The 13536-nt window shown below is 39.2% G+C and carries 13 protein-coding genes; 12 read left to right on the top strand and 1 reads right to left on the bottom strand.

Annotation, left to right across the window (positions count from 1 at the left end):
- Nucleotides 1-17: 17 nt before the first annotated feature.
- Nucleotides 18-1211 (top strand): M20 metallopeptidase family protein, encoded by a 1194-nt coding sequence (locus AABJ44_RS11960; RefSeq protein WP_338369283.1) that lies wholly within the window; start codon nt 18-20, stop codon nt 1209-1211.
- On the opposite strand, the gene AABJ44_RS11965 is transcribed toward AABJ44_RS11960, so the two are convergent.
- Nucleotides 1208-1894 (bottom strand): YczE/YyaS/YitT family protein, encoded by a 687-nt coding sequence (locus AABJ44_RS11965; protein WP_338369284.1) that lies wholly within the window; start codon nt 1892-1894, stop codon nt 1208-1210. The genes AABJ44_RS11960 and AABJ44_RS11965 overlap by 4 nt on opposite strands.
- A gap of 169 nt (nt 1895-2063) precedes the next feature.
- Between AABJ44_RS11965 and AABJ44_RS11970 the strand changes: the two genes are divergently transcribed.
- From AABJ44_RS11970 to AABJ44_RS12020, 11 genes are all read left to right on the top strand, one after another.
- Nucleotides 2064-2882 carry an ABC transporter ATP-binding protein gene (locus tag AABJ44_RS11970; RefSeq protein ID WP_338369285.1) on the top strand — a complete coding sequence of 273 codons (819 nt, stop codon included), beginning with the start codon at nt 2064-2066 and terminating at the stop codon, nt 2880-2882.
- Complete coding sequence (locus AABJ44_RS11975) at nt 2879-3811, top strand: ABC transporter permease (protein WP_338369286.1); 933 nt, start codon at nt 2879-2881, stop codon at nt 3809-3811. The genes AABJ44_RS11970 and AABJ44_RS11975 overlap by 4 nt, the downstream gene beginning before the upstream one ends.
- A gap of 22 nt (nt 3812-3833) precedes the next feature.
- Nucleotides 3834-4931 carry an ABC transporter substrate-binding protein gene (locus tag AABJ44_RS11980; RefSeq protein ID WP_338369288.1) on the top strand — a complete coding sequence of 366 codons (1098 nt, stop codon included), beginning with the start codon at nt 3834-3836 and terminating at the stop codon, nt 4929-4931.
- Nucleotides 4932-4959: 28 nt separating this feature from the next.
- Nucleotides 4960-6432 (top strand): nitrogenase component 1, encoded by a 1473-nt coding sequence (locus AABJ44_RS11985; protein WP_338369289.1) that lies wholly within the window; start codon nt 4960-4962, stop codon nt 6430-6432.
- Complete coding sequence (locus AABJ44_RS11990) at nt 6429-7784, top strand: nitrogenase component 1 (protein WP_338369290.1); 1356 nt, start codon at nt 6429-6431, stop codon at nt 7782-7784. The genes AABJ44_RS11985 and AABJ44_RS11990 overlap by 4 nt, the downstream gene beginning before the upstream one ends.
- Nucleotides 7785-7817: 33 nt before the next feature.
- Nucleotides 7818-8207 (top strand): NifB/NifX family molybdenum-iron cluster-binding protein, encoded by a 390-nt coding sequence (locus tag AABJ44_RS11995; protein WP_338369291.1) that lies wholly within the window; start codon nt 7818-7820, stop codon nt 8205-8207.
- A gap of 123 nt (nt 8208-8330) precedes the next feature.
- Nucleotides 8331-9311 carry an ABC transporter permease gene (locus tag AABJ44_RS12000; protein WP_338369292.1) on the top strand — a complete coding sequence of 327 codons (981 nt, stop codon included), beginning with the start codon at nt 8331-8333 and terminating at the stop codon, nt 9309-9311.
- Between the two features lie 181 nt (nt 9312-9492).
- Complete coding sequence (locus AABJ44_RS12005; protein WP_074642171.1) at nt 9493-10272, top strand: ABC transporter ATP-binding protein; 780 nt, start codon at nt 9493-9495, stop codon at nt 10270-10272.
- Nucleotides 10273-10317: 45 nt separating this feature from the next.
- The gene (locus AABJ44_RS12010; RefSeq protein WP_338369294.1) at nt 10318-10881 is read left to right on the top strand and encodes an ECF-type riboflavin transporter substrate-binding protein; all 564 of its coding nucleotides are present in this window, start codon (nt 10318-10320) and stop codon (nt 10879-10881) included.
- Nucleotides 10882-10961: 80 nt separating this feature from the next.
- Nucleotides 10962-12680: an ABC transporter ATP-binding protein gene (locus AABJ44_RS12015; protein ID WP_338369295.1), complete on the top strand. Its 1719-nt coding sequence runs from the start codon at nt 10962-10964 to the stop codon at nt 12678-12680.
- On the top strand, nt 12668-13501 hold the full coding sequence (locus tag AABJ44_RS12020; protein WP_338369296.1) for an energy-coupling factor transporter transmembrane component T family protein: 834 nt from the start codon (nt 12668-12670) through the stop codon (nt 13499-13501). The genes AABJ44_RS12015 and AABJ44_RS12020 overlap by 13 nt, the downstream gene beginning before the upstream one ends.
- Nucleotides 13502-13536: the final 35 nt, after the last annotated feature.

Genomic DNA, 13536 nt, shown 5'->3' on the forward strand with positions numbered 1-13536 from the left:
AAGCGGAGGATGTGAAAATGACAGAAAGCATAGAAAAAGAACTTCGTGAAGAAATCAAAAACGACCACGACTACATTGTTTCTCTGCGTCGTCATTTTCACATGAACCCTGAAATAGCAAAAGAAGAATTTCAGACTGCTCTTAAAATCGAAGAAGAGCTGGATAAAATAGGACTTGCTCATAAACGCGTCGGAGACACCGGCGTTTATGCAGAAATTAAGGGCAGCACTGGTGGCCCTTCAAAAACAATAGTCCTTCGCGCCGACATAGACGCCCTGCCCATTCAGGAAACTCACGAGTGCGAATATAAATCAAAAATACCTGGCCGCATGCACGCCTGTGGACACGACGCCCACACAGCATCCCTTCTTGGAGCGGCTCGTATTCTCAACTCTCACAAAGATTTATTCTCGGGCACAATCCGCCTCACCTTCCAGGCCGGAGAAGAAATAGGCTATGGAGCGAGAATATTTGTAGATGGCGGCTATCTTGATGGCGCAGACAGAAGCTTTGGAATGCACGCCGCGTCAAATCTTGCAAGAGGAAAAGTCGCAGTAGTTCCAGGTCCAAACAACGCCAGTGTCGACTGGTTCAAAATCACCGTAAAGGGGGCACCGGCTCACGTTTCAACACCTCAGCTTGGCTCCGATGCTGCCTACATTGCAAGTCAGATTGTAATTTCAACCCAGGCTTTGATAACCCGCCGCACCTCCCCTATGGACAATGTTCTTGTAGGAATTGGAAAAATCACAGCGGGCGATGCCTATAATATCGTAGCACAAAAGGCAGAACTCGAAGGAACTATAAGAGCCTTTACACCAGAAGTCCGCGAAAAAACAAAGCAGATGCTTTCAGACATGGCAAAACAGACAGCACAACTTTTTGGCGGAGATGCCCAAGTTGAATATAAAGATTTTACTTCGCCGCTTATAAACGACCAGACTTCAACAGAAGAAGTTCAAAAAACTGCCATACGACTTTTTGGCGAAGAGAATGTAATTAAAAACCGCCAGGCTTCTCTCGGCGGTGATGACTTTGCAGAATATATTATAAAGGTGCCGGGAACCTACGCCTACTTTGGTACAGGAAATCCCGCAAAAGAGGGAACAACCGCAGCCCATCACGATTCAAAATTTGATATTGATGAAGATGCCCTGATTCAGTCGGTTTCTTTATACACCTTCTACGCAATTGATTTTTTGAATAACTAAGCAGTTGCCTGGATATTTTCCTGCTGACTAACCTTACCAGTCACAAGAACTTTAGAAATCTCAATCACTCCGCGATGTTTCAACTTTCTTGGCTCAAAATGAATAATCATATAAACCAGCTGCATCACAAGCCCGGCACCAAAAGTTCCGATAACCGTTCCAATTCCAACAGGGCCATCCAAAAGCCAGCCGCCAAGAAGAACCACTGCCCACAAAATTATTTCAACAATTCCAATAGGCACTTTCGGCATTCTCTTTCCAAGACCAACAAGCAGAGCATCGCGAGGTCCACAACACTGCTCGCTCTTCATATAAATTGCCATTCCAAGAGCCATAAATACAAAGCCCACCAGCATATAAATCACACCCAAAGGCAAACTCTCATTAAGCGGAAAAGGATTTAAGGTATTGTAAAGCTGAACAAGATTTCCGGTAATCAGGGCATCTATAATTGTACCGTAGCCGATTTTTTCTTTCATAAGAATATCAATGCCCAAAATCACAAGAGCCATAATTGTCATTGACATTCCATAGTTGAGCGGAGTGTGGTAAGAAATCCCCATGCCAAGACAGTCCCATGGAGCAAGACCAATATTTGCAAAAATTGTAAGGTGTACGCCAAAGGCAAAAACAATAAGTCCCAGAACAATTTTTAACCATTCAAGTAAAATTCTTTTTCGCATAGAAGTGATAGTAATCTCAAGAATCACATACGTCAAGATATGGGTTGCTTTGTCGCATCTATAAAAAAAGTCTATCGCTCATATCTAAAATTTGTATTGGTAAAGAATCTTCAAACAATATATAACCTAGTTATACACTAGGTTTTTTCATCAAAAGGAGATAACTAATATGATTGACCCCGTAATTGAAATAAAAAATCTTTCAGTATCTTACGAAACGGAAAATTCAACTTATGAAGCCTTGAAAGAAATAAATCTGACAATCAATCGAGGCCAGTTTATCTGTATTGTTGGTTCATCTGGTTGTGGCAAAAGTACTTTACTTTCTGTTCTTGCGGGGCTTCAGCCTGTAACAAACGGCAGCGTCACAATCAACGGAAAAGAAATTCACGGACCTGGTGCAGAACGTGCTGTTGTTTTTCAAAGCTATTCTCTTTTTCCCTGGATGACTGCGCTTGAGAATGTATCTTTTGCTGTATATGAAACCAATAAAAAACGAGGCACAAAGCTTTCAAAAAAGGAAGCTGCTGAAATTGCCAAAACCTATTTGAAACGAGTAGAGCTTTCATCTTTCGAGAACCAGCTTCCCGGAGAACTTTCCGGTGGAATGCAGCAGCGAGTTGCCATTGCCCGTGCCATGGCCTGCGACCCGGAGATTCTTTTAATGGATGAACCATTTGGAGCTCTCGATGCAAAAATCAGAGAAAACCTTCAAGGACTCATTTTAAAAATGTGGGGAGAAGAAGAAAAGAAAAAAACAATAGTTTTTGTAACTCATGATTTGCATGAAGCAGAACTTCTTGCAGACCGAATTGTTTTTATGGTTCCAAAAAGAATTTACGCGGTTATTGATGACACCTTACCGCGTCCAAGAAACTATGCATCAATTCAAGAAAGTAGTGAATATAAGGCACTTTATCAGAAACTCGTAAAATATTTTTACAATGAAACAACTCAATTAGTTAACGACGAAGGAGCATACATATGAGAAATAAAATTACCCGGTACTTTTTTAATCTTCCTAACCTCTTTTTTATTCTTACTCTTTTGTCTTTTCTCCTGCCTAGTCATTATACAGAAGGCAGAAGCGAAGGCTTAAAATCACCACTTGTATTTGTGATTTTGCTTTTCTTTATTGAATTCTACTTTATCTTTCAACTCTCAAAATTGAAAAACACAAGAGCTGTTCTGGATATTGCAACTTTTGTATTTGCTTTATTTTTCATCTGGGAATTACTTGTTACAAGACTTGATGTTTATCCAATAATTTTCATTCCATCTCCAGAAAATGTTTTTGCAGTTTTTATTGATGACAGAGTGAAGATGTTTTTAGGACTCGTTAATTCTTTGTTCTTACTTTTGATTGGAATATCAACTTCTTTAGTTTTCGGTGTAATTCTTGGTACATTTGTCGGCTGGAATCAGCGGCTCACTAAGGCACTCTATCCAATATCAAAAGCAATTTCAACTGTACCATCACTTGTTTACACACCTTATGTCATTCTGATAATGCCAACTTTCAGATCTGCTTCAATCTTTGTAATTTTCCTGAGCGGCTTCTGGAGCACCTTTATGGGCTCAATAAACAACACAGCTTTTGTAGAAAAAAGGGTAATAAATTCAGCAAAGGTTCTGTCGCTTTCAACGACCACAATACTTTTCAAAATCATCATACCTTTTAATCTGCCTAGAATTATAAACAATTTGCCAATAAAGATTTCAGCAGCAATAATGACACTTACCGCTGCCGAGATGTTAGGTGCAGATAACGGCATCGGCTACTACATCCGCAATGCCTTAAACTTTGGAAATTATACAAAGGCAATCGCCGGAATCTTTTTTATGGGCTTTCTGGTAGCAGGATTAAACGCAGCTGTTTCCATCATAAAAAAGCATCTTATTAAATGGAATTATTAATAAAAAAATAAAAGGAGACATTATGAAAAAAATCACGAAAACAATTACATTAGCATTTCTTGCACTTACCGTCGCAGCAGGCACTGGCTGCAAGAAAAAATCTACAGCAAAGCTCAGCTTAAATGTAGGTAAACGCTCAGACTCAAACAGTATCGACCCAATTATTGATACTGCCCGTCTTGAAAATCTTTTTGAAAAAAATGGTCTTGAAGTTCACTTCACAGGATTGCCAAAAAGTTCTCTGTTGAATTCGGTTGCTGTCGGAAAAATTGATTCATCCTACCTTAGTATTCTTTACAATCTGAATCTTGGTGCTCAGGGTGAAGACGTAATCTTGTTTGCTGGAACCATGTCTGGAGGTCAGGGAGTTCTTGCATATAAGGGCGTTGCAGATGAAGTAAAAAATCCAAAAAACTGGAAGGGTAAAACAATTGCAGGACAGATTGGTGGCACCGGAGAGATGGTTATCAAAGCTGTATTAAACCGCGATTATGGTTATGTCCTCGACAAAGATTTTAAATATAAATCTTTTGAAACTGATGCAGAAACAATTGCAGCCTGCTCAAAGGGAAACACAGATGTAATTATTGTTTCAAACAACTTTGTTGATTCAGCAATTAAGCAGGGCTATGTTTATCTTTTCCCTCTTACAGATTTGGAAGATGATTTTGTATGCTGCCGTCAGATGGCCAATGGAACAAAATTCAAGAACAACAGGGCCGCTTATCTTGCATGGCTCAAAACCGTTATTGAAGCCTATAAAATTTACAAGACAGAAGAAAAGAAAACCATCGATGTTCTGGAAAAAGATTCAGGACAGACAAGAGAATGGCTCCACAACTTTATTTATGACCTTGATAAAAATCAGAGACGTTTCTACAGCCCTGACCCAAATTACAATGGTGTTAAACTTTACTATGACACAATGATTAAACTTGGTTATATAGAAACAAACAGAGAGCTCACGGAATTCTTTGATATTTCACTTTATGCACAGGCCCTCAAAGAAGTAATAAAAGAAAATCCTGAAGAGCAGATATACAAAGATTTATGGACATACTTTTTAAAGCATAACAATCAGTATCCTGATTTTGCAAAAAACTATTCCGAAAACTTATAAGCAGCAAAAGTATAAATGAGGTTATAAAATGGCAATTAACATTTCAAAAGCAGAAGTTGAAACACGTGACAACCGGCTAGGTGCTCTAGTTGCATATCATGGTTCAGCCAGTGAACTTCAGCAGGCATCAAAAAAACGTCAACTGAAAGAAGACCAGAGATTGTACTCTCAATGCAGCGACTGTTCACAAGGCTGTGCTGAAACCCTATCTTACATGATTCGCGATGCGGCAATTGTAGTACACTCCCCTCTTGGTTGTCTTGACCCTGTAGAAAAATATGAAAGAGTCGATGCAAGTGCAAGAGCCCGTGGACTGGAACCACACAGAATTCAGGTAATATCAACAAACATGGGAGTTGATTCAACAGTTTACGGAGGAATAAAAATTCTTCGAGAAGCAATCCATGAAGCCTATAACCGCTTTCATCCAAAGGCAATTTTCATTCATTCTTCCTGTGCAGCAGGAATTATTGGAGATGATATAGAAAGCATTGTTGATGAAATTGAAAGCGAACTAGGCATTCCTCTAGTTCCAATTTATTGTGAAGGTTTTAAATCAAAAACCTGGGCTTCCGGCTTTGATGCCGTATTCCATGGTGTTCTTCGTAAAATAGTAAGAAAGCCGGAGAAAAAACAAGAGAAACTTGTAAATGTAATCAACTTTGCCGGACGAGACACTTTTTCGCCATTTTTCAAAAAGCTGGACCTAGAAGCAAATCTTGTTATTCCAAATGCCACAATTGAGCAGTTGGCCCAGATGTCAGAGGCAGCCTGCACCACACATATTTGTGAAACGCTTGGAACCTATGTTGCCGCAGCCCTCGAAGACAATTATGGAGTACCACAGGTAAAATCTCCTTCGCCTTATGGCATTGACTGGACAGACCGCTGGGTTCGCGAGCTTGCAAAAGTAACAAACAGAGTTGAGCTTGCAGAAAAGGTCATCAAAGAAGAACACGAAAGACTTGAACCAATTTTCGAAGGCTACAAAAAAATCCTGACTGGTAAAAAAGCATATATTTATGCAGGAGATTCTTACGCCCATAACCTTGCAAACATGGCAAAGGATTATGGAATGGAAATCGTAGGAATCACAACCCTTCACCACGATCAGACAACTGATGACAAGAACACTAATCTTGATACCCTTAATGAACTTATAAAATCTATAGGTGATGTAAGTAATTTTTCAGTCTGTAACAAACAGCCTTTCATCATGTATAAAATTTTGCAGGAACTAAAACCGGATATTCTGATTACCCGCCACAACAGTATTGCAACCATTGGAACCAAGCTTGGAATTCCTTCAATCCGGGCAAATGATGTAAATGTACTTAGCTGCTACGATGGAGTTATAAATCTGGGAGCAAGAATTATAGATGCCCTGCAATCAAGTAAGTTTTTTACAACCATTGCAGAGCACGTTAAATTCCCATACAGCAACTGGTGGATCAACCAGAACGACCCATTCTATTTTGACAAAAAGGTGGAGACAAAATGAGCAAATTAATTGAACAACCGCGTTTTTCATGTGCACTGGCTGCACAAACTACAGTACTGGCAATTCCACGGGCTCTTCCTATTATACATGCGGGACCAGGCTGTGCCTCAAAAACCTTCCGCGTACTTTCAGAAGGCTGCGGAAATCAGGGCGAAGGTTACGGCGGAGGCGGTCAGATTTCCAGCACAAACACAGGACAGAAGGAAGTTGTTTTCGGAGGAGAAGACAAGCTTCGTGTCCTCACAGAAAACGCACTAAAAGTTCTTGATGGAGATTTGTTTGTCTTAATGTCTGGTTGTACCTCCGGCATTATCGGCGATGATGTTGTTTCGGTAGCAGGAAAGTTCAGAGAAAAAGGACATCCTGTTGTAGGAGCCGAAACTTCAGGCTTTACAGGAAACAATTATCACGGCCACGAGCTGGTTGTAAATTCAATAATAAATCAGTTTGTGGGAGATGTAACTCCAAAAGTTCAGAAAGGGCTTGTAAATGTTTTTTCAGTTGTGCCAAATCAAGATCCTTTCTGGAGAGGAGATCTGGAAGAAATCAAAAGAATTCTTACAGAAATTGGACTGGACGTAAACATTCTTTTTGGAAGTGAAAGCCGGGGAATTTTTGAATGGAAAAATATTCCTAATGCAGAGTTCAACATTCTTCTCTCTCCATGGTGCGGACTAAAAATAGTTGAACTTCTAAAGAAAAAATACGGAACTCCATACTTTCAGTTTCCATATCTTCCGGTTGGAGGAAAAGCAACGAGCCTCTTCCTAAAGAAGCTGGCTTCCTTTGCAAATCTGAATCTGGAAAAAGTAAATACAGTCATCAAAAAGGAAGAAGAACGCTTTTATCAATACATCGTTGGTCTTGCAGATTTTATGTCTGATTATAGAAGCAATCTTCCAAACGAACTGTATGTTGTAGCTGATTCCGAATATGCGCTGGGAGTTTCAAACTACCTGGTAAATGAACTGGGACTTCAGCCAAAGGGTATTTTTATAGATGATGATCCTCCTTCAGAAGAGATTAAAAATAAAATACTTGAGTACGCCGAAAACCTTGCTCCGGAAATTAAGAATGTAATTTACTTTGAAGCTGACGGTGGAAAGATTCATCAAAAGCTTAATGAACTTATTGGTAATTCAAAAAAGGCAATTATATTCGGAAGCTCCTGGGAAAAGCTTGTAACAGAAAAAAATAACAACATGCTGATTCATTTAAGCATGCCTATTATTAATGATGTAATTTTGAACAAGAGTTTTGCAGGCTATAGCGGAGGCTTAAAAATTACAGAAGAAATGTACTCAAGCATTTTCCATCGCGGAAATATTTCTAAAAACGTACAGACCTTATAAATCTGTATAATTGCATAAGGAAGGAAAGAAAGAATGACCTATAAAATTGCCATAGCAACTTCAGATAAAGAAAACATTAATTTACATTTTGGAAAAATAAAAACTCTTGCCATATTTGAAGTAAACGAAGATGACGGAAGATTTAAGCTTCTTGAAAACCGCCAGATTGATTTTTCTTCTATTCCAAAAGTAGAAAAAGCAGAAGGCGGCTGTTGCTGCGATTCCGGCTTTGTTACTGCTCTTGTTCAAATTGTAAAAGACTGTACCTATTTTCTGGTTGCAAAAATAGGAAACCGTCCTTTCCGACTGCTTCAAGAAAATAACATCAATTGTATTGAAGCACCTTATGCAATTGCAGAGGCAATTAATAAAGTAAACGCCTACTATGTCCTGCATAAAAAAAGAGAAGTCTTCGTCTATTAAATTTTGCCTTACAAAGAGTAGTTATAGATTTTTTCTATAACTACTATAAAAAAAATATATTTGCGAGAAGTGCCAAAAAATTATATAACCTAGTAAGATACTAGGTTATATAAGAGGTTATTAATGGCACATACAGATAAAATAAAATTTACAATCAAGTCACTTCTTTATAGAGTTTTTCCAATACTGGGAACTCTTGCTGCACTTGCCGTTCACAACTTTATTCCAAACAGCAGTCTGCACCCGGCAGCAAAAACTTCTTATTACAATATACTTTTGCTTATTCTTCTGGGGCTGGCTACTCTCTTTTTCATACTTTCGTTTTTCATAAAAAAAATTCGCGCTGGGCTCGAATTAAAAGGCCCATTCCTTTTTGGAACCGCGGGACTTGTAATAGTTATCAATTTAATAACCGCAAAGCTTGCCCTGTTACCTGTAATCTTTTTTCCAAGCTTCGACAACATTCTTGCAGTCTTTATAGAGCAGACAGCCCTTCTTGGAAAATGTATCTGGTATTCCTTCCGCCTGCTTTTACTTGGAGTTTTCTGGGGGGTTCTTATTGGCTTTATTACAGGAGTTCTTCTTGGTTTTTCAAAGAAAGTTTATTACTGGATCAATCCATATATCAAACTGATAGGTCCAATTCCGGCAACAGCCTGGATCCCACTTGTTCTTACAACCTTCCCTACTCCTTTTGGAGCAAGCGTTTTTATCATCGCTCTGGCAGTATGGTTCCCGGTTCAGCTGATGACAAGCTCGGGCATTCAGAACACAAGCAAGGTATATTTTGAAGTCGGTAAAACCCTTGGAGCCAGAACCTTCTTTCAGGTTTTCCGTATTGCAGTTCCTGCTGCCCTGCCAAATATTTTCCAGGGAACTTTCAACGGAATCTGTGCCGCATTTATTGCCCTTATGACTGCCGAAATGTTCGGTGCAAAATATGGAATCGGCTGGTACATCAGTTACCAGAAAGCAATGATGCTTTACAGCGGAGTTTACGCCGGCCTGCTTATGATTGCAGTTTTCTGTACTGTGATTATTACAGTGCTCTTTAAGGTAAGAGGTAAGCTGCTCAACTGGCAGAAGGGATTAATAAAGTGGTAATCAGGTTATAGGTACTAGGTTATAGGTTTTAGGTTTTAGGAGGAGGGGGAAGCATCCCCCTCGCTTCAGCCTCCTCGGCTTCGCCTGCGGTGGCTTCCGCTACCCCTTCTCCTAGGGGCTTTGCCCCTAAAACCCTCTAACCTAAAACCTATCACCTAAAACCTTACTAAAGGAGGAAACAATGTCTGGAGAAATTAAATTAAACAATATAACAAAAATCTTTAATCAGGGAGAAGCCGAAGAAGTAACTGCGCTCAATGGAGTTGACTTTACAATTCCTGCAGGAAGCTTTGTTTCACTTATCGGCCCATCAGGCTGTGGAAAGACTACCCTGCTCCGCTGTATCGCAGGACTAGAAACTCCTACATCGGGAGAGGTCAGTGTGGATGGCACAAAAATCACAAAACCTGGCAGCGACCGTGGCTTTGCTTTTCAGCAGGCAAATCTTTTTCCCTGGCTCACAATCCGCGACAACGTGGCCTTTGGCTTAAAGGCGCGTCACATATATAAAGAGCGTAAAAAGGACGTTGATGAGTTCATAAAACTTGTTGGCCTCGAAGGTTTTGAAAAATCCTATCCCCATCAGCTTTCGGGCGGTATGAATCAGAGAGCAAGTCTTGCCCGAGCCCTTGTAGGTCACCCAAAAATTCTTTTGCTGGACGAGCCTCTTGGAGCCCTCGATGCCTTTACCCGCATGACCATGCAGGACGAAATTATCCGCCTTTGGAAAGAGCACAACACAACAATGGTTATGGTAACCCATGATGTTGACGAAGCTGTTTATCTGAGCGATTATGTAGTAGTAATGTCACCACGCCCGGCAAAGGTAGAAAAAATCATTAAGATTGATTTGAGCCATCCTCGCGCACGTGGACAAGACGTGTTCTTAAAATACAGAACACAGATTCTTGAGATTCTGAACTATGCAGGAAAGGTTCAGGAAGCAGAATACGCAATTTAACTTTACCTACCTTTTTGTAGGTATAAAAAATAAAAGAGGTGTTATATGGCAGATAACAAAGGAAAATCAGTTATTCGTCAGGTTGTAGCAATCGGTATTGGTGCTGCAATTTTTGTTGCTTTAACAACAGTTCAGATTCCAATCGGATTCGTTCCTAATACAGCTTTGCAGGTACGTGCCGCTGTTTTGACTTTCTTTGCAGCAGTATTCGGCCCTGTAGCAGGCTTTGCAATAGGTTTGATTGGACATGCTTTAGGAGATGCACTTTTCTATGGAAGTGTATGGTGGTCATGGGTTTTTCCGGATGCAATCTTTGGTTTGCTCGTTGGTCTTTTTGCAAAAAAATATGCAATTGAAGAAGGTGGATTCGGTTTTAAACAGTGCCTCGGATTCAATCTTGTTCAGGTTCTTTCAAACCTAATTGCATGGGCTTTGATTGCTCCAGTTCTTGATATTGTAATCTACAAGGAACCTGCAAACAAAGTTTTCATTCAGGGAATCACAGCTGCAATCACAAATCTTGTAATTGTTGCAATTCTCGGAAGCCTTCTTGCTTTTGGTTATTCAAAAATCAAAACAAAATCCGGTTCATTGAAAGAAGAAGAATAGTTTTTTATATACGGTCGTCATCCCGATTTCTGGAAGGCGACCTTTTTTTTTCATCTTAATCTTGTTATAATCATTCCAAAATGGAATCCATCATCAGTTTTAGAAACGTAAGTTTCCAGTATCGGACTAAATCAACTCCTACTCTAAAAAATATAAATCTCGAAATCAAAAAAAGCGAAAAAATATTAATTATAGGTTCTTCTGGTTCTGGAAAATCAACAATAGCTAAATGTATAAATGGACTCATTCCATCAACTTATGCCGGAAAACTCGAAGGCGAAATTTCTGTCTGTGGAGAAAATCCGGCTGAAGCAGGAATTTTTGGAATCTCAAAACACGTAGGAACAGTTTTACAGGATACAGACGGACAATTTATTGGCCTTACCGTTGCAGAAGATATTGCCTTTGCACTTGAAAACGACAACGTTCCTAGCAAAGAAATGCACGAAAAAGTTCTTGAAGCAGCAAAAACTGTTGATGTAGAAAAGCTCTTAAAAGCAGTTCCGGCTACTTTAAGCGGCGGTCAGAAACAGCGTGTTTCACTTGCCGGCATTCTTGTGGACAATGTAGAAGTCCTTCTTTTTGATGAGCCTCTTGCAAATCTTGATCCGGCAGCCGGGAAACGTATTATTTCACTTATAGATAAAATCAATGCCCAAACAGATAAAACTGTAATCATAATTGAACACCGTCTCGAAGATGTTTTATACAAAAAGGTCGACAGGATTATTGTAGTTGAAGACGGTCAGATAGCCATCGATACAACTCCTAACGAACTTTTGAGTACAGACATTCTCCCTCAAAAAGGAATCAGAGAACCTCTATACATTGCCGCCCTCAAACACGCCGGCTGTAAACTTCAAGCCCAGGATAATCTTGAAAATATTGAAACAATGAATCTTGAGCCTTATAAAGAAAATCTAAGAAAATGGTTCCAGCAGATTCAGATTCCGGCATCACAACCGTCAGAAGAAATTGTCCTTGAATTAAAAAATGTTTCCTTTGCTTATGATAAATCAAAAACGAATACTGTCGAAAACATCAGTTTTAAAATTCACAAGGGAGAGATGGTCAGCATCGTTGGAACAAATGGTGCCGGCAAATCTACAATAGCATCTTTAATCTGCGGTTTTAACAAACAGGATTCCGGAGAGATTTTCTTAAACGGTCAGGAGATTTCAAATCTTTCTATTAAACAGCGCGGCGAAAAAATCGGCTTTGTAATGCAGAACCAGAATCAAATGATCTGCAAATCTATAATATATGATGAAACTGCCCTTGGTCTTGCCGTGCGAAAAGTACCGAAAGACAAAATTAAAGAAGAAGTTTATAAGGCTTTGAAAATCTGCGGAATGTATCCTTACAGAAACTGGCCGGTAAATGCAGTGAGCTTCGGTCAGAAAAAGCGTGTCACAATTGCATCAATTCTTGTTATGAATCCGGAAGTGATTATTCTTGATGAACCAACTGCAGGCCAGGATTACGCGCATTACACAGAAATCATGGAGTTCCTTCGTAAATTAAACCGCGAGCTCGGAATTACAATCATCATGATTACTCACGACATGCACCTTATGCTCGAATACACAGACCGCGCAATTGTACTTTCAAATGGTCACATAATTGCAGATGATAAAAGTTCTAAAATTCTTACAGACGAAGAAATTACAGAACAGGCCAGTCTTAAAAAAACAAGTCTTTATGATTTAGCAGTAAAATGTGATTTTGAAAATCCTTCCAGTCTGGTAGATGCCTTTATTTATTATGAACGAGGAGGCATAAGTTCATGGCAAAAATAATTTCTTACGTTGAAAAAGATTGCTTTATTCATCGGCTCAGCGGCCTTACAAAACTGATTTTCTTTCTTCTGTGGACAATTACCAGCATGCTCACTTATGACACCAGAGTTCTGGCAGCAATGCTTGTAATCAGCATAATCTGTTTTAAGCTTTCAAAAACCGACTGGAAACAGGTGCGCTCAATTTTTATTTTTATTCTTGTCTTTTTGATTTTAAATGTACTTGCAATTTTTCTTTTTTCACCTTATGAGGGCTGTAAGATTTATGGAAGCAGAACAGAGCTTTTTCATATTGCAGGAAATTACACTCTGACTTTCGAACAGCTCTTTTATGAACTGAATATAATCTTAAAATACTTTACGATTGTGCCTTCTGTTTTTATGTTTATTACCTCTACAAATCCAAGTGAATTTGCGGCAAGCCTGAACAGAATAAAACTCCCCTACACAATCTGCTATTCAGTTGCAATTTCTTTACGTTATGTTCCTGACGTTCAGTCTGATTTCATCAAAATCAAAAATGCTCAGGAAGCACGCGGTATTGAAATGTCTTCTAAGGCTAATATTTTTTCAAGACTCTTCAATATGAGTGCAATTTTATTTCCCCTGATTTTCAGCAGCATGGAGAAAATAGATTCTGTAAGCAATGCCATGGAGCTTCGTGGTTTTGGAAAAGAAAAAAGCCGTAGCTGGTATTCTGCAAAAAAACTTAAAACTTCGGATTGGATTATTATAATTCTTACAATTCTTTTATCAGGCCTTGCTTTATTTGTCACCTATTTTGATGGCAGCAGATTCTGGTATCCTTCTACATTTTGGTAATCAGATATAGTTTTTTCCTATAACTAAGATAAGAA

Origin of the sequence: Treponema bryantii (assembly GCF_036492245.1) — a bacterium.
Classification (GTDB): Bacteria; Spirochaetota; Spirochaetia; order Treponematales; family Treponemataceae; genus Treponema_D; species Treponema_D bryantii_C.

Excerpts from the sequence above, each read along its gene's own strand:
- AABJ44_RS12015 (WP_338369295.1), top strand. The coding sequence starts at position 10,962 with ATGGAATCCATCATCAGTTTTAGAAACGTAAGTTTCCAGTATCGGACT.
- AABJ44_RS11960 (WP_338369283.1), top strand. The coding sequence starts at position 18 with ATGACAGAAAGCATAGAAAAAGAACTTCGTGAAGAAATCAAAAACGAC.
- AABJ44_RS11990 (WP_338369290.1), top strand. The coding sequence starts at position 6,429 with ATGAGCAAATTAATTGAACAACCGCGTTTTTCATGTGCACTGGCTGCA.
- AABJ44_RS11995 (WP_338369291.1), top strand. The coding sequence starts at position 7,818 with ATGACCTATAAAATTGCCATAGCAACTTCAGATAAAGAAAACATTAAT.
- AABJ44_RS11975 (WP_338369286.1), top strand. The coding sequence starts at position 2,879 with ATGAGAAATAAAATTACCCGGTACTTTTTTAATCTTCCTAACCTCTTT.
- AABJ44_RS11965 (WP_338369284.1), bottom strand. The coding sequence starts at position 1,894 with ATGCGAAAAAGAATTTTACTTGAATGGTTAAAAATTGTTCTGGGACTT.
- AABJ44_RS12010 (WP_338369294.1), top strand. The coding sequence starts at position 10,318 with ATGGCAGATAACAAAGGAAAATCAGTTATTCGTCAGGTTGTAGCAATC.
- AABJ44_RS12000 (WP_338369292.1), top strand. The coding sequence starts at position 8,331 with ATGGCACATACAGATAAAATAAAATTTACAATCAAGTCACTTCTTTAT.
- AABJ44_RS11985 (WP_338369289.1), top strand. The coding sequence starts at position 4,960 with ATGGCAATTAACATTTCAAAAGCAGAAGTTGAAACACGTGACAACCGG.
- AABJ44_RS11980 (WP_338369288.1), top strand. The coding sequence starts at position 3,834 with ATGAAAAAAATCACGAAAACAATTACATTAGCATTTCTTGCACTTACC.
- AABJ44_RS11970 (WP_338369285.1), top strand. The coding sequence starts at position 2,064 with ATGATTGACCCCGTAATTGAAATAAAAAATCTTTCAGTATCTTACGAA.
- AABJ44_RS12005 (WP_074642171.1), top strand. The coding sequence starts at position 9,493 with ATGTCTGGAGAAATTAAATTAAACAATATAACAAAAATCTTTAATCAG.
- AABJ44_RS12020 (WP_338369296.1), top strand. The coding sequence starts at position 12,668 with ATGGCAAAAATAATTTCTTACGTTGAAAAAGATTGCTTTATTCATCGG.